Here is a 21287-nt window from a genome sequence, read left to right on the forward strand (position 1 = left end):
TTCGTCCCCTCCACGTTGGCCGCGCGCTGCGGTGGCCAGTTACAGCAGGCGGTAGCCGACGCCGGTTTCGGTGCGCAAAAAGCGCGGCTGCGCCGGATCAGCCTCCAGCTTTTGCCGCAGGTGGGCCATATAGATGCGCAGATAGTGGCTGTGTTCCACGTAGCCCGGCCCCCACACCTCCTGCAGCAGCTGGCGGTGGGTCAGCACCTTGCCGCGATGGGCCAGCAGCGTGGCCAGCAGCCGGTATTCCAGCTGCGTCAGGTGCAGCGGCTCGCCGTCGCGGCTCACGCTGCGGTTGGCCAGATCCACCGTCACCGTATCGCCGAGGCGGACGAGGCTGCCGTTGCCCTCGCCGGCGTCGCCGCCGCGCCGCCGCTGCAGCGCGCGCACCCGCGCCTGCAGCTCGCCGACGCCGAACGGCTTGGTCAGGTAGTCGTCGGCGCCGGCGTCCAGCGCCGCGATCTTGTCGACCTCGTCCACCCGTGCCGACAGCACGATCACCGGCACCTTGCTCCAGCTGCGCAGGTCCGGCAACAGGCTGAGACCGTCGCCATCGGGCAGGCCGAGGTCCAGCACCACGATGTCCGGCTTGCGGGTGCCGGCCTCGATCAGGCCGCGCGCCACGGTGTCGGCCTCGAATACGCGGTAGCCCTCGTCTTCCAGCGCGCTTTTGACGAAGCGGCGGATGGCGGCTTCGTCCTCGATGATCAGTGCCGTCAGGGCGTGCATCAGGGCAGGTTCTCCGGGTCAAAATCCAGTGCCGGCGGCGGGCGCAGCGGCAGGGACAGGGTGAAACAGGCGCCACCGTCATGGCGGTTGGCCGCGCTCAGGCGCGCGCCGTGGACATCGGCAATGGTACGGCAAATCGCCAGCCCCAGCCCGACGCCGCTGATCGCCGACTCGCGCTCGCCGCGGCTGAAGGCGTCGAACAGCCGCGCCGGATCGCCCGGCGGCAGGCCGGGGCCGCGGTCGGCGACGCGCAGCAGGATGCGGCCGTCCTCGGCGGCGGCGCTGACGCGGATAGGGCTGCCGGGCGGGCTGTACTTGGCCGCGTTCTCCAGCAGGTTGACCAGCAGCCGCTCCAGCAGGATGGCGTCGCCATACAGCATCGGGCAGGCCGGATCGACGTCCAGCTGCAGCGGATGCGCGTCCAGCATGCTGCCCAGCGCCGCGATGGCGCTGCCGATCACCTCGTCCGCCGGCAGCCAGTCCTGGTGCAGGGTGACGCCGCCGGCCTGCAGCCGCGCCATCTCCAGCAGATTGGTCACCAGCCGCGTGATCCGCTGCGACTGCGCCAGCAGCAGCGCCGCCTGCTCCTGCTCGGCGCGGCCCGCGCGCTGCAGGGCCAGCAGCAGGGTCTCGGCATTGCCGGACAGCGCGGTCAGCGGCGTGCGCAGGTCGTGCGACAGCGCCGCCAGGAGCGAATGGCGCAGCCGTTCCGACTCCATCGACAGCAGCGTCTGCTGCGCCACCTCAATATAGTGCAGCCGCTCCAGCGTCTGCGCCGCCAGCGCCGCCACCGCCTCGCACAGGCGGCGGTTGTCCGGGTCGGCCAGCGCCAGCGCGTCCGGCACCGCCACCACCAGCACGCCACGGGTGCGCATCGGCGCCTGCAGCGGCAGGTACAGCTGCGCCGCGTCCGGCAGCGTGTGCGTGCCCTGCCCGGCCGCCTGCTGGTGGTCGAAGCTCCAGCGCACCAGCGCCGCGTCCACCGTGAGCGGCGTGTCCGGCAGCGCCTCCAGCTGTTCCTCGGCGTCCGGCAGCCACAGGCTGATCTGCGCGTTGAGGCTGGCCTGCAGGAAGCGGCCGGTGATCTCGCCGACCTGCTCCGGCATCAGCGCGCTGCCCAGCTCGCGCGCCATCTCGTACAGGTAGCGGGTGTGCGCCTCGCGCCGGCCGGCCTGCGCCGCCGACTGCCGCTGGCTGGCCACCAGCTGGCCGGCGACCAGGCCCACGGTCAGCATCACGGCGAAGGTGATCAGGTACTGGATGTCCGACACCGCGAACGACCAGTGCGGCGCAACAAAGAAGAAATCGAACAGCGCCACCGACAGCACCGCCGCCCACGCCGCCGGCGCGCGGCCGTAGCGCACCGCCGCCAGCAGCACCAGCAGCAGGTACAGCATCACCAGGTTGGCCGCATCCAGCACGCCGCGCAGCGGCAGCATGGCCGCGGTGAGCGCGAGGCTGGCCAGCGTGGTTTGCCACCAGCCGCCGGCCTCTGCCCGCGGCCAGCGCCAGCCGGCGGTGCCCCCCTTGGCGCGCTCGCCGGCAGCCAGGATCAGGCAGTTCAGCTCCGGCGCGCGTTGTGCCAGCTGCTGCTGCAGGCTGGCGCCCAGCCAGCGCGGCCGGTTGCCGCGCTGGCTCAGTGCCAGCAGCGACAGGTTGTGGCGCCGCGCGTAGTCGGCGATCAGGCTGGCCGGTGCCGGCCCGGCCAGCACCAGCGTGTGCGCGCCCTGTTCCGCCGCCTGCGCCAGCGCCGTCAGCACGCTACTGCGCGCTGCCGCGCCGGCATGGCCGCGATCGACCCACACCGCGTGCCACGGTGCCGACAGCGCGCGCGCCAGCCGCGCCGCCTGGCGCACCGCGCTGTCCTCGTCGCCGTGGCCCAGCACCAGCAGCACGCCAAGCGAGGTCGCCCACACCGGCGCGCGGCTTTGCACCTCGCGCTGCGCGCGCATCTGGCCATCCACGCGGTCGGCCAGCCGGCGCAGCGCCAGCTCGCGCAGCGCGATCAGGTTGCCCTTGCGGAAAAAATGGCCGGCGGCGCGCTCCGCCACTTCCGGCAGGTAGACCTTGCCGGCGGCCAGGCGCAGCAGCAGGTCGTCCGGCGGCAGGTCCACCAGCCGCACTTCGCTGGCGCGGTCGAACACGTGGTCCGGCACCGTCTCCGCCACCGCCACGCCGGTCACGCCGCTGACCACGTCGTTGAGGCTGTCCAGGTGCTGCACGTTCATCGCGCTGTACACGTCGATGCCGGCACTGAGCAGCTCGTCCACGTCCTGCCAGCGCTTGGGGTGGCGGCTGCCCGGCGCGTTGCTGTGCGGCAGCTCGTCCACCACCACCAGCGCCGGCCGCCGCGCCAGCACCGCGTCGAGGTCGAATTCCGCCACCTGCTTGCCGCGGTAGGCGATCTGCTTGCGCGGCAGCACCTCCAGCCCGACCAGCAGCGCCTCGGTTTCGGCGCGGCCGTGGGTATCGACCCAGCCCACCACCACGTCCAGCCCGGCGGCGCGCTTTTCCTGCGCCTCGGCCAGCATCGCGTAGGTCTTGCCCACCCCCGGCGCGGCGCCGAAGAACAGCTTCAGCTTGCCGCGCGGCGCCGGCAGCGCCGCCAGCAGTGCGTCCGGATCGGGCCGCAAATCGTCATCCATCATTCATCGTCCACCGTGCCACAAGGTTGGCCGCAACGATTGCGGCCAACCTTGTGGCTGTCAATAGGATTATGGCCGCCAGCCAGCGGCCACGGCATCAGCCTGCCGCCAGCCGGCGCAGCGCCAGATTCAGCTGTAGCACATTGACGCGCGCCTGCTGCGCGTTGCCGAACCAGCCCTGCTCGCGCTGCGCGGCGATCAGGGCCTCGACCTGAGGCAGCGGACGCTTCAGTTCACGCGCCACGCGCGGGGCCTGGTACAGCGCGGCCGCCAGGCTGATGTGCGGATCCAGCCCGCTGGCCGAGGCGGTGACCAGATCCAGCGGCACCGGGCCGCGCTGTTCGGGGTGGGCGGCGCGCAGCGCGGCGATGCGCTCAGCCACCACCTTGGTCAGCGCAGGATTCGACGGCCCCAGGTTGCTGCCGCCGGAAGCGCCACCGTTGTAGGCGCTGCCGGCGGTGGCCGACGGCCGGCTCCAGAACTCACCGCGGCTGTGGAAGGCCTGGCCGATCAGCGCCGAGCCGATCACCCGGCCGTGATTGTCGCGCAGCAGCGAACCGTTGGCCTGCGCCGGCAGCAGTAGCTGCGCAAGGCCGGTGACCGCCAGCGGATAGAGCAGCCCCAGCACGAGGATGAGAAACAGCAGCAGAGTCAGCGCCGGGCGCAGCACCGCCGCGCGCGGCAGGCTGAGCGCGCTTGCCGGATGATAGGTAGTCATGGCCATGATGGCACTCCTTGTTTGGTGCGCCGGGCGCGGCGGGCGCCCGGCGGCGGGGTCAGACCAGTCCCAGCAGGGACAACAGCATGTCGATCAGCTTGATGCCGGCGAACGGCAGCAACAGACCGCCGACGCCGTACAGCAGCAGGTTGCGGCGCAGCAGCTCGGCCGCGCCCAGCGCGCGGTAGCGCACGCCCTTCAGCGCCAGCGGGATCAGCGCGATGATGATCAGCGCGTTGAAGATCACCGCCGACAGCAGCGCCGAGGCCGGGCTGGCCAGCTGCATCACGTTAAGCAGCCCCAGCTGCGGATAGGTGACGGCGAACGCGGCCGGGATGATGGCGAAGTACTTGGCCACGTCGTTGGCCAGGCTGAAGGTGGTCAGCGCGCCGCGCGTCATCAGCATCTGCTTGCCGATCTCCACCACCTCGATCAGCTTGGTGGGGCTGGAGTCGAGGTCGACCATATTGGCCGCCTCGCGCGCCGCCTGGGTGCCGCTGTTCATCGCCACCGCCACGTCGGCCTGCGCCAGCGCCGGTGCGTCGTTGGTGCCGTCGCCGGTCATCGCCACCAACTGGCCGCGCGACTGGTAGTCGCGGATCATCGCCAGCTTGTTCTCCGGCGTCGCCTCGGCCAGGAAGTCGTCCACCCCGGCCTCGGCGGCGATGGCGGCGGCGGTCAGGCGGTTGTCGCCGGTGATCATCACCGTCTTGATGCCCATCTGCCGCAGCTGGGCAAAGCGCTGGCGGATGCCGGGCTTGACCACGTCCTTCAGCTCGATCACCCCCAGCACCTGCGCGCCCTCGGCCACCACCAGCGGCGTGCTGCCGCGACTGGAGATGGTGTCGACCTGTTGCAGCAGGCTGCGCGGCAGGCTGCCGCCCAGCGCCTCGACGTGGCGGCGGATCGCGTCGGCGGCGCCCTTGCGGATCTGGCGGCCGTCGAGGTTGATGCCGGACATGCGCGATTGCGCGGTGAACGGCACGAAGCTCGCACCGGCAGGGGTCAGCCCGGCGTGCAGGTCGGCCAGCGCCGTGCGGCCAACCTTGCCGTCATCGAGATGCCCGCCGGCGCCCTCGGTCAGCCGCTGCGCCAGCACCACGATGCTCTTGCCTTCCGGCGTGTCGTCGGCCAGCGAGGCCAGCCACGCCGCCTCGGCAAGCTGCGCCTGGCTGACGCCGCTGGCAGGAACCAGCGTGCTGGCCTGGCGGTTGCCGAAGGTGATGGTGCCGGTCTTGTCCAGCAGCAGCACGTCCACGTCGCCGGCGGCCTCCACCGCGCGGCCGGAGGTGGCGATCACGTTGGCCGCCATCAGCCGGCTCATGCCGGCGACACCGATGGCCGACAGCAGGCCGCCGATGGTGGTCGGGATCAGGCACACCAGGAGCGCGATCAGCACCGGCAGCGATACCACTTCGCCGCTGCCGGCCGCGTTCACGCTGTAGGCGGAAAACGGTAGCAGGGTGACGGTCACCAGCAGGAAGATCAGCGTCAGTGCCAAGAGCAGGATGGTCAGCGCGATCTCGTTCGGCGTCTTGCGGCGCTTGGCACCCTCCACCATCGCGATCATGCGGTCGATGAAGGTTTCGCCGGGGTTGACGGTGATGCGCACCACGATCCAGTCCGACAGCACGCGGGTGCCGCCGGTGACCGAGCTGAAATCGCCGCCGGATTCGCGGATCACAGGCGCCGATTCGCCGGTGATCGCCGACTCGTCCACGCTGGCGATGCCCTCGATCACCTCGCCGTCGCAGGGGATCACGTCGCCGTGCTGCACCAGCACCACGTCGTCGCGACGCAGGTCGAAGGACTCCACCATGGCGAATTCGGCACCGTAGCGCTGCGGCGCGGCCAGTTTCTTCGCCCACGTCGACTTCTGCAGGCCCTTGAGGCTGGCCGCCTGCGCCTTGCTGCGGCCCTCCGCCAGCGCCTCGGCAAAGTTGGCGAACAGCACGGTGAACCACAGCCACACCGCGATGCTGCCGGCCAGCCACGCCGGCGCCTGGCCCTGCCCCAGCAGCGCCTGCACCCACAGCACGCTGCACAGGATGCTGCCGAGGTAGACCACGAACATCACCGGGTTTTTCAGCTGCGCACGCAGCCCGAGCTTGAGAAAGGTGTCGCGCAGCGCCGGGCGCAGCAGTGCGGCGTCCAGCAGCGGCAAGACCATTTTTTTATGGGACATATTGTTCTCCTAGTGGGTCGCCCAGATCGCCAGATGCTCGACCACCGGCCCCAGCGCCAGCGCCGGCAGGTAGGTCAGTGCACCGACCAGCAGCACGCTGCCGATCAAGAGGCCGATGAACAGCCCGTCGTGGGTCGGCATCGAGCCCAGGGTCGGGGTGAGGCGTTTTTTCGCCGCCAGCGAGCCGGCCAGCGCCAGCACCGGCACGATTACCGCGAAGCGGCCAAACCACATCGCGATGCCCAGCATGGCGTTATAGAACGGGGTATTGGCCGACAGCCCGGCGAAGGCGCTGCCATTGTTGTTGGCCGCCGACGAAAACGCGTACAGCACCTCGGAAAAACCGTGCGCGCCCGGATTGGCGAGGCCAGCCAGCCCCGGTGCCACCACCACCGCCACGGCGGTACCGGCCAGCACCAGCAGCGGGGTGACCAGGATGGTCAGCGCTACCATTTTCATGTCGAACGGTTCGATCTTCTTGCCCAGGTATTCCGGGGTGCGGCCAACCATCAGCCCGGCGACGAACACCGCCAGCACCGCGAACACCAGCATGCCGTACAGGCCGGAGCCGACACCGCCGAACACCACCTCGCCCAGCTGCATCAGCAGCATCGGCACCAGGCCGCCCAGCGCGGTGAAGGAATCGTGCATCGCGTTGACCGCGCCGCAGCTGGCGGCGGTGGTAACGGCGGCAAACAGGCTGCTGCCGGCGATACCGAAGCGCATGTCCTTGCCTTCCAGGTTGCCGCTGCCACCGTCGGCGCCCAGTGCGCTCAGCAGCGGATTGCCCTGCGCCTCGAACCAGGCGATGGCACTGGCGGCGACGACGAACAGCACGCTCATCGCGATATAGATCGCCCAGCCCTGGCGGCGGTCGCCGACCACGCGGCCGAAGGCATGGCACAGCCCGGCCGGGATCAGGAAGATGGCCAGCATCTGCAGCAGGTTGGACAGCTCGGTCGGGTTCTCGAACGGGTGCGAGGAGTTGGCATTGAAGAAGCCGCCACCGTTGGTGCCCAGCATCTTGATCGCCTCCTGCGACGCCACCGGCCCCATCGCCAGCGTCTGCCCGTGGCCGGCCAGCGCGGTGTAGCCCAGATAGCCGGACAGGTTCTGCAGCACGCCCTGGCTGACCAGCAGCAGCGCCAGCACGACGGACAGCGGCAGCAGCAAATACAGCGCGATGCGCAGCACGTCGGCCCAGAAGTTGCCGATATCGCCGCTCTCGCGCCGCGCAAAGCCGCGTATCAGCGCAAACGCCACCGCGATGCCGGTGGCTGCGGACAGGAAGTTCTGTACCGCGAGGCCGGCCATCTGCGTGAGATAGCTCATGGTCGTTTCGCCGGCATAGCCCTGCCAGTTGGTATTGCTGACAAAGCTCACCGCGGTATTGAACGCCGAACCGGCCTCCACCGCGCCCAGCGCCGCCGGATTCAGCGGCAAGTCACCCTGCAGCCGCTGCAGCGCGTACAGCAGCACCGCGCCCAGCACGTTGAACACCAGCAGCGCCAGCGTGTAGTCGCGCCAGCCCATACCTGCATCGTTCAGCCCCAGCCGGCGCAACAAGGCGGCGTCGAACGCGCGCCAGCGGCCGGGCAGCGTACCGCTGGCCAGCGGCGCCAGCCAGGCGCCCATCGGCCGCACGCTCAGCGTCAGCAGCAGCATGAACAGCGCCAGCATCCAGAAAAAAGCGGTCATCATCACATCTCCTCCGCGTGCAACAGCGCGTACAGCAGCCACAGCGCCAGCAGCAACGCCACCAGCCCACACAAACCGGACAGCACGTTCATCGCGCCCCTCCTTGCGACTTGGTCGCATACAGCAGCAGCAGGCCGCGCACTGCCAGATACAGTGCGGCCAACCCTGCCAGCCAGATCAGGTCTTGCATCACATTCCCCTTGTCAGTAACAGACACTGCCACTGTAGGTTTTACGGTGCAAAAAAGCGGTTAAAAGGCCGGGCGGCGGTATAAACGGGATATAAAAATGTGATGCTTCTGGCGTAGAAGGCGTCGTGACGGGGGGAGAGATGGCCAGCGCGCGGCGAGGACCTGTGGCAATTCATCTCGGCCGGATCGGTCCGCATCCTGTCGCAGCCAGCCAGTGGCAAGCGCCATGACCGCGCGGACAATGGCGGCATTCGTCAGCCAGCACAGGAGAGCACCATGAACACGCAGCACATCCGCCCCGCCAGCTTTACCGCCGAGCGCGCTTGGGGCGCGCGCACCATCGCCTGCATGAACGGCATCAGCACCCGCCTGCACTGGACCGACCAGCCCTACCGCTGGCATGTCAACGACGGCGAGGAAGTGTTCGTGCTGCTGGACGGTGCGGTGGACATGCACGTGCGCGACGCGGACGGCAGCGTGCGGGTGATCGCGCTGCAGTGCGGCGACATCTTCTACGCCGGCGCCGGCTGCGAGCACGTCGCCCATCCGCACGGCGAGGCACGCATGCTGGTGATCGAACAGGAAGGCAGTATCTAGACGTGGCGGTGTGGCGGGCGCAGGGTTTGACACCCGGCCGCCATGCTCACACGGCGAACGGGCTTGCGGCCAAGGTTGGCCGCAAGCCCGTTTCAGTCACCGGTTTCGGTCACCAGTTCAGTCCAGCGGCGTGTTCATCAGCGCGATCGATTGCCCGATCATGCGCGCCTTGCGCAGCCACTCGTCGGCGTCCGGCGAGGCGACATGGCGGCGCACGATGGGCTCGAACAGCGCCAGCCATTCGTCGACCAGCGCCGGGGTGACGCCGATGTCGAGGTGCTTGCGCGCCACGTTGTACTGGGTGTCGAGGTAGGCGTCGCCGCCGAGCATCGTCCACCAGAAGTGGCTGATGTGCGCCTCGTGCTGCGGCCAGTCGTGCACCACGGCGAAGATCGGCGCCAGCCGCGGGTGGACGCGGATCTGCGCGTAAAACTGGCGGCTGACGGTGTCGATCAGCTCGCGGCCGAGGCGCTGGGCGATGCTGCTCATGGCGTCGCCTTCTGCCAGTAGTTTTCGAACAGCATGTTGCCGCTCAGGCCGCGCCGGCACGGGGTGAAGCCGCGCTCGTTGAGCAGCGCGCGCATGTCGGCGGTGAAATCCGGGTTGCCGCACACCATCACCCGGTCGCGTTGCGGATCGAGCGGCGTCATCGCCAGATGCTGTTCCAGCGCGGCGCTGCGCAACAGTGTCGGGATACGCTCGTGCAGGCCGCCCGCCACCTCGCCGCGCGTCACCACCGGCACGTAGTGGCAGTGCGGGTGCGCTGCCGCCCAGGCGCGGCATTCGGCGTCGTAGGCCAGATCCGCCGCCTCGCGCACGCTGCACACCAGGTTGACGCGGGCAAAACGCTGCAGAACCGTCTGCTGGCGCAGCATCGACAGGTAGGGGCCGATGCCGGTGCCGGTGGCCAGCAGCCACAGCACCTCGCCGTCAGCCAGGCTATCGGGCAGGAAAAAGCCCATCGCCGCCTTGGCCATCAGCACCGTGTCGCCCTGCTGCAGCGCGCCCAGATGCGGCGACAGCGCGCCGCCGGGGATCACGGTAAAGAAGTATTCCAGCCACGGCTCGTGCGGCGCCGAGACGATGGAATAGGCGCGCCACACCGGCTCGGCCAGTGCCGGCACCGACAGCCGCGCATAGTGCCCGGCCTGGAAGGCAAAGCCCTCCGGCTTGCTGGTCAGCAGGGTGACGCCGCGCGCGGAGCAGTGCTGCACGCGGATCACTTCCGTTTCTACGATGTTCATCTTGATTTCCCGTCACGGCCGGCTAATTGAAGATGTTTAAAATATACACTTTAACCATCACAATAAAAACGCTGACACGAGCAGGGACAAGCAGCCACCGGCAGCAAAACGCCCCGCGCAAGGCGGGGCGTAATGGCAAACGTGGCATCAACCGGCAAAGGCTCAGGCCGGTGGTGCGGCCTCCTCCACCTCCTCCACCCGCTCCCGCGGCGGAATGAAGAACGCCTTCGGCCCGCGCAGGAAGCGCTTGAGCACCGCCGGCAGCAGCGGCAAGGCGTCGCTGCCGCGCAGCTTGCGCGAACGCAGCGCCACCCACAGCGCCAGGCTGAAACTGACCAGCAGGTTGGTCATGCCGATCAGCGCCACCCCGGCCACCGACCACAGCACCGTCGAGAGCGGCAGCGCGTAATCGTAGGTGACCGCCGCGTAGGACAGGTAGGCCGACGAGAAGGTGATGTGGCGGATGTCCAGCGGCAGGCCCAGCAGGAAGCCGATGGTGCCGGTGACGCCGAGGAACATGCCGAAGTAGAAATTGCCGGCCAGGCCGCCGAGGTTGTGCTCGACATAGTGGGCAAAGCGGCGGGTGCGCGCCTCGCCCAGCAGCCGGTTCAGCCACGGCACCGCGGCCAGCCGCTGCGGGATCTGGCGGTAGATCGCCTTGTTGTCGTAGTAGCCGGCGATCAGGCCGGACAGGAACAGGTAGACGCCAGCGATGGCGGCGTGGAACAGCGCCAGGCTGCCGACCGGATCGAGATCGTGCAGCAGGTGCGCTGCCTTGGCCTCGTCGATCACCGGCGTGCCGGCCAGCCACAGCCAGGCCTCGGCGATCGCCCATGCCACCGGAATCGCCAGCAGCACGTTGCCGAGAATGGCCACGAACTGGGTGCGCATCACCTTCACCACCAGCTCGGCCAGCTGCGCCATGTCGGCCTTGCCGCCGGCCTCGTGGATGGCGGCGGCGATGCGCGCCGCCGTCATCGCCGGCTGCTTGGTGGCGATGGTGTAGTGCAGCACGTGTACCAGCATGAAGCCCAGCGAGTAGTTGAGGCCGAAGGCCAGCGCCTCCCAGATCAGCGGCAGGTGCAGCGTGGCGATCAGTAGCTTGAACAGCGCCATGAAGCCGACGATGACGCCGGCGCCCATCGCCGCCTTGCCCATCGCCAGCCACTGGCTGCGGTTTTCCGCGATGTAGTGCTCGCCGTGACGGCCGGCGTGTTCGGTGACCTGTCGCGCCAGCAGCTCGGTATTGCTGGCAAACACGTCGCGCAGGCTGTACTTGCGGTTTTCCGCGCGCACCAGCTCGGCCAACAGGTGAAACAGCGTGGCATCGCGCGCCGGGCTGCGCTCCGGGTCCAGCAATGCCAGCAGCGTGCGCAGGCGCTGGATGTGCTGGCGCAGGCGGGTGACGTGGTAGGTCAGGCTCACCGACACGCCACGGTTGGCTGCCGCCTTGCGCAGGCGGGCGATCACGTCCTCGCACTGCTCCAGCAGCACCAGCATCTGGCGGTCGTCCTCGTCCGGGCAGGTCTCGTCCACCATCGCCGCACGCGCCGATTCGACGTAGCGCTGCGCCTCGGCGGACAGGTGCAGGAACGGCGACTCGAAGCGCTCGATGTCGGGATAGGTCTTCACCAGCTCCGGCTCCAGCCCGATGGCGGTGATGCGCGCGGTCAGCACCTGTACCGCCTCCAGCAGCTGCAGCCGGGTCGGGTTGGCTACCATCTGCCGCTCCTCGTCCCACGCCAGCGCCTGCCACAGCTCCTGCCACACTTCCTGCGACAGCGCGGCCACCCAGCGGTAGTCCTCGCGCTGGCAGAAGATCACGCCGAACTGGTCGGACAGGTGGCTGGCGGAGCGTGCCGGCGGCAGCAGGCGCTCGCCGATGCGACGGCGCAGCGCCTGGGAAAAGGTCTCGTTGGACAGGGTGCCGGTGTCGGTATACAGCTGCACCTGGCGGGTGGAGCCGAGCAGGTCGATCAGCGCCTGGCGCAGGCCGGCGCGGTAGCGGGCGTGGCGCGACAGCAGATAGGTCAGCGCGCGCAGATTGCTGGTGGCCTGCACGAAATCGCCGGCGTCGTCGGGGCGGACCTGCGCCACCAGCCGCGCCAGGTACGGCACCGGCGGCGCGTCACTGTGGCGGTCGGCCAGTTGGGAAAGTATTTGATCCATAAGTCATCCGTTGGACAGTTTGCGTCACGTTTGACACGTTGCGATGGGAGCGTGCCGCGGCAGGTAATGGCGGCACGAACAGCAGATATAACAGCGTCTGACCGTGCCTTGTGCCAAAAAATTCCGGCTGGATAGCGGACGGGTGGCTGGCCGCCGTGACCATAATTTCTGTTTTTTCTTTTTAATCAGTAAGATACGGAGAAAAGTCGTTTTTTGCGATGCAGCAAAATTGCCGCACCCGGCAGGGTCAAGCCAGCGCCTGCTCCAGCGCGACGGTGGCGTGCGCCAGCTCGGCGACCACCGCGTCGGCAAAGGCGCCGGTCAACGGCGTCGACGGGCGGAACTCCGGCAGCACCAGGCTGACGCGGAACGGCACCGACACCGCGAAGCGGCGCAGCTGCACCCCCTGCCCGGCCAGCGACAAGGCGGTCAGCGGGTTGACGATGGCCACCCCCAGCCCGGCGGCCACCATCGCGCACACCGCCACCGCGCTGTGCGTCTCCAGCAGCATCTGCCGCGCCACGCCGGCATCGGCAAACACGCGGTCCAGCTGCACGCGGTAGGGGTCGTCCGGCGACAGGCTGACAAAGTCCTGTCCGGCAAAGTCCTGCGGCACCAGCACCGTGCGTGCCAGCAGCGGATGGCCGTCGGGCAGCACGCACACCTCGTCGGCCAGCCATTGCGCCTGCAGCCGGGTGCCCGGCGGCGCGGCCTCGCGCTCGGTGAGGCCAAGATCGTAGCGCTGCGCCGACAGCCACTCTTCCAGCAGCGGCGACTCCTGCGGCGTGATGGCGATGCCGACGCCGTGGTGGCCGGCGGCAAAGCGGCGGCACACCGCCGGCAGCAGCGCGTGCGCGAACGCCGGCAGGCACAGCAGCGACAGCTGCCCGCGATCCTGCCTCCCAAGGTTGGCCGCAACGTCGGCGATGCGCTCCAGCCCGATATAGGAGCGCTGCACCTCGTCGAACAGCGCCAGCGCCGGCGCCGTCGGCTGCAACCGGCCACGCTGGCGCTCGAACAGCGCAAAGCCCAGCAGCTGCTCCAGCCGCGCCAGCTCGCGGCTGACCGTCGGCTGCGAGGTGTACAGCAGGCTGGCGGCGCCGGTGACACTGCCGCTGGTCATCACCGCGCGGAACACTTCGATGTGACGGTGGCTGATACTCACGGCGCACTCCATATCAAAAATGAATTACCAGCCAAAATATTAGCATTTTACTGAATCACCCACCAAGGGCATGATGCCGGCTACGGCGGAGCACGCAGCGCGGCACAGACCGCAACCGCGCTCCCTTGCGGCCAACCCTGGCGCAAGCGAACAGGCCGCAAAACGCCGACGAGACAGAAGGCACCCTCAGCCTGGCGGGGCGCACCCATAGTTTGTCCCCGCCAGGCACCCGACACCGCCGCCCCGCACCGCACGGGCCGGCCACCATGACGACCAAGGACTCACCGAGATGCAGACCCCCGACACCGCCCGCCTCGCCGCCCTCGCCCAGCACTACGGCACCCCGCTGTGGGTGTACGACGCCGACACCATCCGCCAGCGCATCGCCGCGCTGCGCCGGTTCGACACCATCCGTTTTGCGCAGAAGGCGTGCAGCAACACCCACATCCTGCGCCTGATGCGCGAACAGGGCGTGAAGGTGGACGCGGTGTCGCGCGGCGAGATCCTGCGCGCGCTGGCCGCCGGCTATGACGCCGCCGGCGAGCCGTCCGGCATCGTATTCACCGCCGACCTGATCGACCGCGACACGCTGGCGACGGTGACCGAGCACCGCATCCCGGTCAACGCCGGCTCCATCGACATGCTGCACCAGCTGGGCCAGGCCTCGCCCGGCCACCGCGTGTGGCTGCGCATCAACCCCGGCTTTGGCCACGGCCACAGCAACAAGACCAATACCGGCGGCGAGCACAGCAAGCACGGCATCTGGCACAGCGACCTGCCGGCGGCGCTGGACGCGATCCGCCAGCACGGCCTCAGCCTGGTCGGCCTGCACATGCACATCGGCTCCGGCGTCGACTACAGCCACCTGCAGCAGGTGTGCGGCACCATGGTCGAGCTGGTGCAGCAGGTGAAAGCCCACGGTCACGACCTGCACGCGATCTCCGCCGGCGGCGGGTTGTCCATCCCTTACCGCGAAGGCGACGCCAGCATCGACACCGAGCACTACTTCACACTGTGGGATGCCGCGCGCCAGCAAGCCGCGGCCGTGATCGGCCATCCGCTGGCGCTGGAGATCGAGCCGGGCCGCTACCTGGTGGCCGAATCCGGCAACCTGCTGGCCGAGGTGCGCGCCGCCAAGGACGCCGGCAGCAACCACTTCGTGCTGGTCGACGCCGGCTTCAACGAGCTGATGCGCCCGTCGATGTACGGCAGCTACCACCACATCACCGTGGTGCCGCAGGACGGCGTGCAGAAGCCCGAAAAAGACACCGTGGTCGGCGGCCCGCTGTGCGAATCCGGCGACGTGTTCACCCAGGGTGACGGTGGCGTGGTGCTGCCGCGCCCGCTGCCGGCAGCACGGGTGGGTGACCTGCTGGTGTTCCACGACACCGGCGCCTACGGCGCGTCGATGTCCAGCAACTACAACACCCGCCCGCTGATCGCCGAGGTGCTGGTGGACGGCGAGTCCGACCGCCTGATCCGCCGCCGCCAGACGGTGGAGGAACTGCTGGCGCTGGAACAGCTGTAAGCCCGACAGAAGCAAAATAAAAAGGTTGGCCGCAGATATGCGGCCAACCTTTTTTCATTCCGGACACTGTCGCTCAGCGCACGTGGATCTTCGCCTCGCCCTGCTCTAGCGTGCCGATGATGCTGGCGTAGCCGAAGCCCGCGGCATGGAACTGCGCCAGCACGCTGTCGGCCGCCTCCGGCGCGACCGCCACCAGCAGGCCGCCGCTGGTCTGCGCATCGGCCAGCACCCGTAGCTGCCAGTCGGCCACGCAGTCGGCGCAGTGTACGTCCTCGCCAAAGCTCGCCAGGTTGCGCTCGATGGCGCCGGGGCCGTAGCCCTTCTCCGCCCACGCCTGCGCCTCGCGGATCACCGGCACCTGCGCCATGTCCAGATGCGCGGCCAGTTGCGAGCCGCGGCAGATTTCCAGCAGGTGGCCGAGCAGGCCGAAGCCGGTGACGTCGGTCAGCGCGTGCACCTCGGGCATGGCCGCCAGCTGGCTGCCGACCTTGTTCAGCTGCGTGGTGGAGGCGATCAGCGCCTGATAGCCGGCGACGTCCAGCTCGCCCTTCTTCATCGCCTGCGCCAGGATGCCGACGCCCAGACCCTTGCCGAGGATCAGCACGTCGCCGTCTTTTGCGTCACAGTTGCGCTTGATCTGCTCCGGATGCATCAGCCCCATCACCACCAGGCCGTAGATCGGCTCCGGCGCGTCGATGGAATGGCCGCCGGCAATCGGGATACCGGCCTCGCGGCACACCGATTCGCCACCCTGCAGGATGTCGCGGATGGTTTCCACCGGCAGCGTGTTCACCGGCATGCCGACGATGGCTAGCGCCATGATGGGCGTGGCACCCATCGCGTAGATGTCGGAGATGGCGTTGGTGGCGGCGATGCGGCCGAAGTCGCGCGCGTCATCGACGATGGGCAGGAAGAAGTCGGTGGTCGCCACCAGCGCCTGGCTGTCGTTGAGACGGTACACCGCCGCGTCGTCGCTGGTTTCGGCGCCGACCAGCAGTTCGGGGTACGGCAGTTTGTCGCGGGCGCCGGACAGGATCGCCTGCAATACCGACGGTGCAATTTTGCAGCCACATCCGCCACCGTGCGACAATTGCGTCAATCTGATTCCTGTCATGGCCCACGCCTTCCTATCTATGTTTTTCAAGCTCGCGACCGTAGCACAGCGCCACCAATTTGACGAGATCATCGACGTGCGCACCCCGGCAGAATTTGCCGAAGACCACATACCCGGCGCCATCAACTGCCCGGTAATGAGCGACGAGGAGCGCGTGCGCGTCGGCACCCTGTACAAGCAGGTGTCGCCGTTCGAGGCGCGCAAGGTCGGCGCCGCCATCGCCGCTCGCAATATCGCGCGCCACCTCGACGAGCAGTTCGCGCGCCACCCCAAGTCGTGGCGACCGCTGGTGTACTGCTGGCGCGGCGGCCAGCGCTCCGGCTCGATGGCCATTATCCTGGCCCAGATCGGCTGGGCGGCACACCAGTTGGAAGGCGGCTACAAGGCCTATCGCCACCAGGTGCTGGCAGACCTCGCCACCCTGCCGCAGCAGTTCCGTTTCCGCGTGATCAGCGGCCCCACCGGCAGCGGCAAGAGCCGGCTGCTGGCGGCGCTGGCGGCACAGGGCGCACAGGTGCTGGATCTGGAAGGCCTCGCCGCGCACCGCGGCTCGGTGCTGGGGCGGCTGCCGGACGTGACACAGCCGTCGCAAAAGCGCTTCGACAGCCTGCTCGATGTCGCGCTGCAGGCTTTCGACCCGACGCGGCCGGTGTTCGTGGAAGCGGAAAGCAAGAAAATCGGCTTCGTGTCGCTGCCGGACGCGCTGTACAGCCGCATGCACGACAGCGAGTGCCTGCAGCTGGAGGTGCCGCTGGCGGCGCGGGTGGAGTTCCTCAAGCGCGACTACGACTTCTACCTCAGCGAGCCGGAACGGCTGGTGACCCAGCTGGGCTTCCTGCGCAATGTGCACGGCAAGGCGCAACTGGAGGCGTGGGCGGCGCTGGCGCGCGGCGGCGATTTCGACACCCTGGTCGGCGAGCTGCTGACCGGCCACTACGATCCGCTCTACCTGCGCTCGCAGGGCAAGCACTACACGCAGGCAGTGCAGCCGCTGGCGGTACCGGCACTGGACGACGCCACGCTGCAGCAGGTGGCAAGCCAGCTGGCCGGCTGAGGCCGCCCCCAACCACAAGGTTGGCCGCATCGCATCAAGCCTGCGGCCAACCTTGGCAAGCTGCCGGCCATGAGCACCCACTGCTCGCCGGCGCCCTCCCTGACCACCACCCGACCCCGCCCTGGCAAACGGCCACATGAAACTCGATCTTTACACCCTGTACGTCGGACACGTCACCACTTTTGTACTGATGACCACCATCCTGCTGCTGATCGGCCTGCGCTACCGTCAGGAGCAGGCGCTGCGCATCTGGGGCGTGGCCGGCGTGCTGGCCTGCGCCGGCATCGCGCTGATCGCGTTGCGGCCCTACCTGCCGCTGTGGCTGGGTGTCGGCCTCGCCAACTGCCTGCTGTTTTTCTCGCTGATGCTGACCTGGGTTGGCGGCGTGGCGCTGGATCACGCGCGTCTGCCGTGGCGGCCGGGGCTGCTGCTGGCGGGTGCGGTCAGCGGCGTGTTCCTGCTGCTGCCGTTCGGGCCCGAGGCGTTCGCCTGGCGCATCCTGCTGTTCAGCGCCGCCTACCTGCTGTTTCACGCGCTGTTGTGGCGCAGCCTGCGCCGCAGCCCGCACCAGGCGCGGCTGGGCTACCGCCTCGGCCGGCTGATCGTGCTGCTGCTGATGCTGACCTACAGCGTGCGCCTGCTGTATTCCAGCGCCGTCAGTAGCGGCTGGCTGGCCAATTCGGCGCTGTTCGCCTACCTCGACTACCAGGCGATGTGGCTGGAGTACGCCAAGCTGCTGTGCTTCATCTTCATCTGCTTCGAGCGGCTGGAAATCCGCCTCTACCAACAGGCGATGCTGGACAGCCTGACCGGGCTCGCCAACCGGCGCGCCTTTCACGAGCAGGCCGAACAGCGGCTGGCGGCCAACCCCGATGCGCCCGTGGCACTGCTGGTGATGGATCTGGACTGGTTCAAACGTGTCAACGACAGCCACGGCCACCTCGCCGGCGACGAGGTGCTGGTGCACTTTGCCACGCTGCTGGACCGCCACTTCGGCCACTTCGACGCGGTGTACGGCCGCAACGGCGGCGAGGAGTTCTCGGTGCTGCTCAGCGGCAGCGCGGTGCCGCACGCGCCGGCACTGGCGGAAACGCTGCGCCACACCCTGGCCGCCGAGCCGATCGCCACCAGCGACGGCAACACGCTGCAGCAGACGGTAAGCACCGGACTGGTGGTCGCGCCCCGCGGCCACACTCCGCTACGCGAGCTGTTCCGGCAGGCCGACCTGCAGCTGTACGCGGCCAAGGAACAGGGCCGCAACCGGGTCTGCGTCGGCGCGTTGTGACCACGCCAGCCTGGCCGCAAGGCAAGCCAGCCCGCGCGCCTAGCGCAGCGACCGGGCTGGCGCGGCGACGCGCCGGAAACGGTTGTAACGCGGCGGCGGATTGACCTCTACCGTGACATGCACCAGCTGCGGGCAGGCGGCCAGCAGGCGGCGGAAGTCATCCGCCGTCGCCTTGCCCTCGCAATCCAGCGCCACGATGCAGGCGTAGCGCCCCTTGCCCACCCGCCACAGGTGCAGGTCGGTGATGCTGACCGGCCACGGCCCGGCGTCTAGCAGCGCGCGCACCTGCGCCGGCAGCGGGGTATCCATATCCGCGTCCAGCAGTACGCGCCCGGTCTGTTGCAGCAGTCCCTTGGCCCACACCGCCACCAGCACCGCGCCGATCACGCCCATCAGCGGGTCCAGCCACACCGCGCCCCACAGCTTGCCGGCAAACAGCGCGATGATGGCCAGCACCGACGTGGCGGCATCGGCCAGCACGTGCAGGTAGGCCGAGCGAAGGTTGAGGTCGGCATGCGCCGCGTGATCATGATGATGATGACCGTGGTGGTGATGGTGGCCGTGATCGTGGTGATGATGGCCATGGTGATGCGCCGCGCCATGGTGATGACTGTCGTTCAGCAACCAGGCGCACACCAGGTTGACCAGCAGGCCGAGCAAGGCGACCACGATGGCCTGGTCGTAGTGGATGGGCATCGGCGACAGCAGGCGTTCCACCGACTGGAACAGCATCAGCGCCGCCACCGCCAGCAGCAGCAAGGCACTGCTGAAACCGCCGAGGATCTCGATCTTCCAGGTGCCGAAGCTGAAGCGCGGATCGTGCGCGTAGCGCCGCGCGGCGGCGTAGGCCAGCACCGCCAGCCCCAGGGCCAGCGCGTGCGAGCTCATGTGCCAGCCATCGGCCAGCAACGCCATCGAGTTGAACCACCAGCCGCCGACGATTTCCGCAACCATCATGCTGGCGGTCAGCAGCACCGTCCAGCGGGTGTTGCGCTCCGCCAGCGGATTGCCTTCGTCAAAAACATGGTGGTGCTGGCGCGGGTGAGGCTGGGGTGGCATGGTGGCATTCCGTGGTCTGGTTTATACTCCCCCATAGTATATTCATGACTATAAATATACTACCCCCTAGTACCAACAAAGGATTGCGCATGTCCCACCTGCTCCGCAACAACAAGCCGCTGCTCAGCCGCGTGCGCCGCATCAAGGGCCAGGCCGAGGCGCTGGAACGGGCTCTGGAGGGCGATGCCGACTGCAGTGCCGTGCTGCAACAGATTGCCGCCATCCGCGGTGCGGTCAACGGTCTGATGGCCGGCGTGCTGGAAGACCATATCCGCGAGCACATCGGCGCCGCCGACATCAGCGCCGAGGCCCGCAACGCCGAGATCGACCAGCTGGTCGGCATCCTGCGCTCCTACCTCAAGTAAGCGCGCAAGGTTGGCCGCAAGCGGCAGGCACGTACCATGAAAAAAGGCTGCCCGTATCTGGCAGCCTTTTTGGAGACAACGCGCGGCAATCAGTCGCGGAAGTTATTGAATTGCAGCGGGAAGTCGGTGACTTCCTTGCGCAGCAGCGCCATCACCGCCTGCAGGTCGTCGCGCTTGGCGCCGGTCACGCGCACTGCTTCGCCCTGGATGCTGGCCTGCACCTTGAGCTTGGCATCCTTGATCAGCTTGACGATCTTCTTCGCCAGTTCGGTCTCGATGCCTTCCTTGACGGTCACGGTCTGGGTGGCCTTGTTGCCGCCGACCTGCTTCACGTCGCCGTACTCCAGGCAACGCACGTCGATGCCACGCTTGGCCAGCTTGCCCAGCAGGATGTCCAGAATCTGCTGGATCTGGAATTCGGCGTCACCGTGCAGGGTAATCACTTTTTCCTTCAGCTCCAGGCTGGCGCTGGTGCCCTTGAAATCGTAGCGGGTCGCCACTTCCTTGCTGGTCTGGTCGACCGCGTTGCGAACTTCAACGGTATCCACTTCGGAAACGGTATCAAATGACGGCATCACATCTTCCTTATCAAAATTGCCGCTTATTCTAGCGCCGCGCCCGGCAATTGTCAGCGCAGCAACGCCAGCAGCCGCTCGCCCTGGTACAGGCCGTAGCCCAGCAGCGCGCCATTGCCCAGCACCGTCACCCAGAACCAGCGGCGGAAGGCCGGCTTGGTCGACTTGTGACGGAACCAGTACTGCGCCAGCATCGCGCCCGGCCAGCCGCCCAGCAGCGCCAGCCAGTGCAGCGTGCGCTCCGACGTACGCCAGCGATTGCGCAGCGCCGCCGCCTTGTCGCGGTGGTAGACCAGCACCGTCAGCACGCTGATCAGCGCGTACAGCATCAGCACGTCGCGCGGCAGCAGTCCGCGCACGTACAGCGCACACAGCGCGATCACGAACAGCACCGCCAGCCACGGCCGCGGCGTGTTGTCCGGTAGCGCCCGCGCCGTCACCGCCTGCTGTGGCACGGTGGCGAACGCGGCCCAGCTGGCGCGCGGCTTGCCCTTGCCGTCCCGCGCGCGCAGGAAGTACACCGCGTCCCCCACCGCCGGCCGCCGTGGCGTGGCGGCAAAGGCGCTGACGTGCACGAACAGCGTCGCTCCCTGCTCCGGCTGGATGAAGCCGAAGCCGCGCACGTCCTGCCAGCGGCTGATGACGCCCTTTTCCTGGCGCGCGCCGCCGCTCACTTCATCACCAGGAACTCGACCAGGATATTCTTGAACACGAAACCCATCACGCCGAAGCCCAGCACCACGAACAGCGCGATCATGCCGGTCTTGCCGGCACCGGATTTCTTGCCCAGATCCCAGATGATGAAGCCCATGAAAATGATCAGACCGGTGAGCAGGATGCCCATCGACCAGTTGGTGAATTCTTCTTCGCTCATGATTTCCTGCAAACGGATCGGTAAGGTTGGCCGCCGATTATAAGAGCGGCAATAAAAAACCGCACCCGATGAGGTGCGGTTTCATGAGCCAGA

19 protein-coding genes are annotated in these 21287 nt (G+C 68.2%); 5 read left to right on the plus strand and 14 right to left on the minus strand.

What is annotated here, in order from left to right:
- Positions 1 to 39: 39 nt before the first annotated feature.
- From kdpE to kdpA, 5 genes are all read right to left on the minus strand, one after another.
- Complete coding sequence (gene kdpE, locus PQU96_RS14890; RefSeq protein ID WP_272773196.1) at positions 40 to 729, minus strand: two-component system response regulator KdpE; 690 nt, start codon at positions 727 to 729, stop codon at positions 40 to 42.
- A complete protein-coding gene (locus PQU96_RS14895; RefSeq protein ID WP_308446630.1) occupies positions 729 to 3377 on the minus strand; it encodes a DUF4118 domain-containing protein in 2649 nt (882 codons plus the stop codon). Before PQU96_RS14895 ends, kdpE begins: the two co-directional genes overlap by 1 nt.
- A gap of 94 nt (positions 3378 to 3471) precedes the next feature.
- A complete protein-coding gene (gene kdpC / locus PQU96_RS14900) occupies positions 3472 to 4098 on the minus strand; it encodes a potassium-transporting ATPase subunit KdpC (protein WP_272773197.1) in 627 nt (208 codons plus the stop codon).
- A 52-nt stretch (positions 4099 to 4150) separates the two neighbouring features.
- Positions 4151 to 6277 carry a potassium-transporting ATPase subunit KdpB gene (gene kdpB, locus PQU96_RS14905; protein WP_272773198.1) on the minus strand — a complete coding sequence of 709 codons (2127 nt, stop codon included), beginning with the start codon at positions 6275 to 6277 and terminating at the stop codon, positions 4151 to 4153.
- A gap of 9 nt (positions 6278 to 6286) precedes the next feature.
- On the minus strand, positions 6287 to 7978 hold the full coding sequence (gene kdpA, locus PQU96_RS14910) for a potassium-transporting ATPase subunit KdpA (RefSeq protein ID WP_272773199.1): 1692 nt from the start codon (positions 7976 to 7978) through the stop codon (positions 6287 to 6289).
- 463 nt (positions 7979 to 8441) lie between these two features.
- Here kdpA and PQU96_RS14920 point away from each other — a divergent pair, with 463 nt between their 5' ends.
- Positions 8442 to 8762, plus strand: coding sequence for a cupin domain-containing protein (locus PQU96_RS14920; RefSeq protein ID WP_272764724.1), 321 nt, complete (start codon positions 8442 to 8444; stop codon positions 8760 to 8762).
- Positions 8763 to 8879: 117 nt separating this feature from the next.
- On the opposite strand, the gene PQU96_RS14925 is transcribed toward PQU96_RS14920, so the two are convergent.
- The 4 genes from PQU96_RS14925 to PQU96_RS14940 form a co-directional block, all read right to left on the minus strand.
- Positions 8880 to 9251 (minus strand): group III truncated hemoglobin, encoded by a 372-nt coding sequence (locus PQU96_RS14925; RefSeq protein WP_272773201.1) that lies wholly within the window; start codon positions 9249 to 9251, stop codon positions 8880 to 8882.
- Positions 9248 to 10006, minus strand: coding sequence for a ferredoxin--NADP reductase (locus PQU96_RS14930; protein ID WP_272773202.1), 759 nt, complete (start codon positions 10004 to 10006; stop codon positions 9248 to 9250). The genes PQU96_RS14925 and PQU96_RS14930 overlap by 4 nt, the downstream gene beginning before the upstream one ends.
- Positions 10007 to 10168: 162 nt before the next feature.
- Positions 10169 to 12175 (minus strand): site-specific recombinase, encoded by a 2007-nt coding sequence (locus PQU96_RS14935; RefSeq protein ID WP_272773203.1) that lies wholly within the window; start codon positions 12173 to 12175, stop codon positions 10169 to 10171.
- A 247-nt stretch (positions 12176 to 12422) separates the two neighbouring features.
- Positions 12423 to 13340: a LysR family transcriptional regulator gene (locus PQU96_RS14940; protein WP_272773204.1), complete on the minus strand. Its 918-nt coding sequence runs from the start codon at positions 13338 to 13340 to the stop codon at positions 12423 to 12425.
- A gap of 289 nt (positions 13341 to 13629) precedes the next feature.
- On the opposite strand from PQU96_RS14940, the gene lysA reads away from it, so the two are divergent.
- Positions 13630 to 14868 carry a diaminopimelate decarboxylase gene (gene lysA, locus PQU96_RS14945; RefSeq protein ID WP_272773205.1) on the plus strand — a complete coding sequence of 413 codons (1239 nt, stop codon included), beginning with the start codon at positions 13630 to 13632 and terminating at the stop codon, positions 14866 to 14868.
- 73 nt (positions 14869 to 14941) lie between these two features.
- Here lysA and selD read toward each other — a convergent pair whose 3' ends face one another.
- Positions 14942 to 15982, minus strand: coding sequence for a selenide, water dikinase SelD (gene selD, locus PQU96_RS14950; protein ID WP_272773206.1), 1041 nt, complete (start codon positions 15980 to 15982; stop codon positions 14942 to 14944).
- A 19-nt stretch (positions 15983 to 16001) separates the two neighbouring features.
- Here selD and mnmH point away from each other — a divergent pair, with 19 nt between their 5' ends.
- Both mnmH and PQU96_RS14960 read left to right on the plus strand, forming a co-directional pair.
- Positions 16002 to 17036 (plus strand): tRNA 2-selenouridine(34) synthase MnmH, encoded by a 1035-nt coding sequence (gene mnmH / locus PQU96_RS14955; RefSeq protein WP_272773207.1) that lies wholly within the window; start codon positions 16002 to 16004, stop codon positions 17034 to 17036.
- 136 nt (positions 17037 to 17172) lie between these two features.
- On the plus strand, positions 17173 to 18321 hold the full coding sequence (locus tag PQU96_RS14960) for a GGDEF domain-containing protein (RefSeq protein ID WP_272773208.1): 1149 nt from the start codon (positions 17173 to 17175) through the stop codon (positions 18319 to 18321).
- 39 nt (positions 18322 to 18360) lie between these two features.
- On the opposite strand, the gene dmeF is transcribed toward PQU96_RS14960, so the two are convergent.
- Positions 18361 to 19380, minus strand: coding sequence for a CDF family Co(II)/Ni(II) efflux transporter DmeF (dmeF, locus tag PQU96_RS14965; protein ID WP_272773209.1), 1020 nt, complete (start codon positions 19378 to 19380; stop codon positions 18361 to 18363).
- Between the two features lie 89 nt (positions 19381 to 19469).
- On the opposite strand from dmeF, the gene PQU96_RS14970 reads away from it, so the two are divergent.
- Entirely contained in the window at positions 19470 to 19745 is a 276-nt protein-coding gene (locus tag PQU96_RS14970; protein WP_272773210.1) for a metal/formaldehyde-sensitive transcriptional repressor, read from the plus strand.
- Positions 19746 to 19834: 89 nt separating this feature from the next.
- Here PQU96_RS14970 and PQU96_RS14975 read toward each other — a convergent pair whose 3' ends face one another.
- Genes PQU96_RS14975 through PQU96_RS14985 form a run of 3 tightly spaced genes read right to left on the minus strand, consistent with a single transcriptional unit; the run spans position 19835 to position 21194 of the window.
- Complete coding sequence (locus PQU96_RS14975; protein WP_189375038.1) at positions 19835 to 20320, minus strand: YajQ family cyclic di-GMP-binding protein; 486 nt, start codon at positions 20318 to 20320, stop codon at positions 19835 to 19837.
- A 53-nt stretch (positions 20321 to 20373) separates the two neighbouring features.
- Positions 20374 to 20994 (minus strand): cold shock and DUF1294 domain-containing protein, encoded by a 621-nt coding sequence (locus PQU96_RS14980; protein WP_272773211.1) that lies wholly within the window; start codon positions 20992 to 20994, stop codon positions 20374 to 20376.
- On the minus strand, positions 20991 to 21194 hold the full coding sequence (locus PQU96_RS14985) for a DUF2788 domain-containing protein (protein ID WP_120810039.1): 204 nt from the start codon (positions 21192 to 21194) through the stop codon (positions 20991 to 20993). Before PQU96_RS14985 ends, PQU96_RS14980 begins: the two co-directional genes overlap by 4 nt.
- Between the last annotated feature and the right edge of the window lie 93 nt (positions 21195 to 21287).

The organism is Vogesella margarita (assembly GCF_028548475.1).
Classification (GTDB): domain Bacteria; phylum Pseudomonadota; class Gammaproteobacteria; order Burkholderiales; family Chromobacteriaceae; genus Vogesella; species Vogesella margarita.

What these genes read in the sequence shown, in the direction of transcription:
- kdpE (WP_272773196.1), bottom strand. Translation starts at nt 729, where the DNA reads ATGCACGCCCTGACGGCACTGATCATCGAGGACGAAGCCGCCATCCGC.
- PQU96_RS14895 (WP_308446630.1), bottom strand. Translation starts at nt 3,377, where the DNA reads ATGATGGATGACGATTTGCGGCCCGATCCGGACGCACTGCTGGCGGCG.
- kdpC (WP_272773197.1), bottom strand. Translation starts at nt 4,098, where the DNA reads ATGGCCATGACTACCTATCATCCGGCAAGCGCGCTCAGCCTGCCGCGC.
- kdpB (WP_272773198.1), bottom strand. Translation starts at nt 6,277, where the DNA reads ATGTCCCATAAAAAAATGGTCTTGCCGCTGCTGGACGCCGCACTGCTG.
- kdpA (WP_272773199.1), bottom strand. Translation starts at nt 7,978, where the DNA reads ATGATGACCGCTTTTTTCTGGATGCTGGCGCTGTTCATGCTGCTGCTG.
- PQU96_RS14920 (WP_272764724.1), top strand. Translation starts at nt 8,442, where the DNA reads ATGAACACGCAGCACATCCGCCCCGCCAGCTTTACCGCCGAGCGCGCT.
- PQU96_RS14925 (WP_272773201.1), bottom strand. Translation starts at nt 9,251, where the DNA reads ATGAGCAGCATCGCCCAGCGCCTCGGCCGCGAGCTGATCGACACCGTC.
- PQU96_RS14930 (WP_272773202.1), bottom strand. Translation starts at nt 10,006, where the DNA reads ATGAACATCGTAGAAACGGAAGTGATCCGCGTGCAGCACTGCTCCGCG.
- PQU96_RS14935 (WP_272773203.1), bottom strand. Translation starts at nt 12,175, where the DNA reads ATGGATCAAATACTTTCCCAACTGGCCGACCGCCACAGTGACGCGCCG.
- lysA (WP_272773205.1), top strand. Translation starts at nt 13,630, where the DNA reads ATGCAGACCCCCGACACCGCCCGCCTCGCCGCCCTCGCCCAGCACTAC.
- selD (WP_272773206.1), bottom strand. Translation starts at nt 15,982, where the DNA reads ATGACAGGAATCAGATTGACGCAATTGTCGCACGGTGGCGGATGTGGC.
- mnmH (WP_272773207.1), top strand. Translation starts at nt 16,002, where the DNA reads ATGTTTTTCAAGCTCGCGACCGTAGCACAGCGCCACCAATTTGACGAG.
- PQU96_RS14960 (WP_272773208.1), top strand. Translation starts at nt 17,173, where the DNA reads ATGAAACTCGATCTTTACACCCTGTACGTCGGACACGTCACCACTTTT.
- dmeF (WP_272773209.1), bottom strand. Translation starts at nt 19,380, where the DNA reads ATGCCACCCCAGCCTCACCCGCGCCAGCACCACCATGTTTTTGACGAA.
- PQU96_RS14970 (WP_272773210.1), top strand. Translation starts at nt 19,470, where the DNA reads ATGTCCCACCTGCTCCGCAACAACAAGCCGCTGCTCAGCCGCGTGCGC.
- PQU96_RS14975 (WP_189375038.1), bottom strand. Translation starts at nt 20,320, where the DNA reads ATGCCGTCATTTGATACCGTTTCCGAAGTGGATACCGTTGAAGTTCGC.
- PQU96_RS14985 (WP_120810039.1), bottom strand. Translation starts at nt 21,194, where the DNA reads ATGAGCGAAGAAGAATTCACCAACTGGTCGATGGGCATCCTGCTCACC.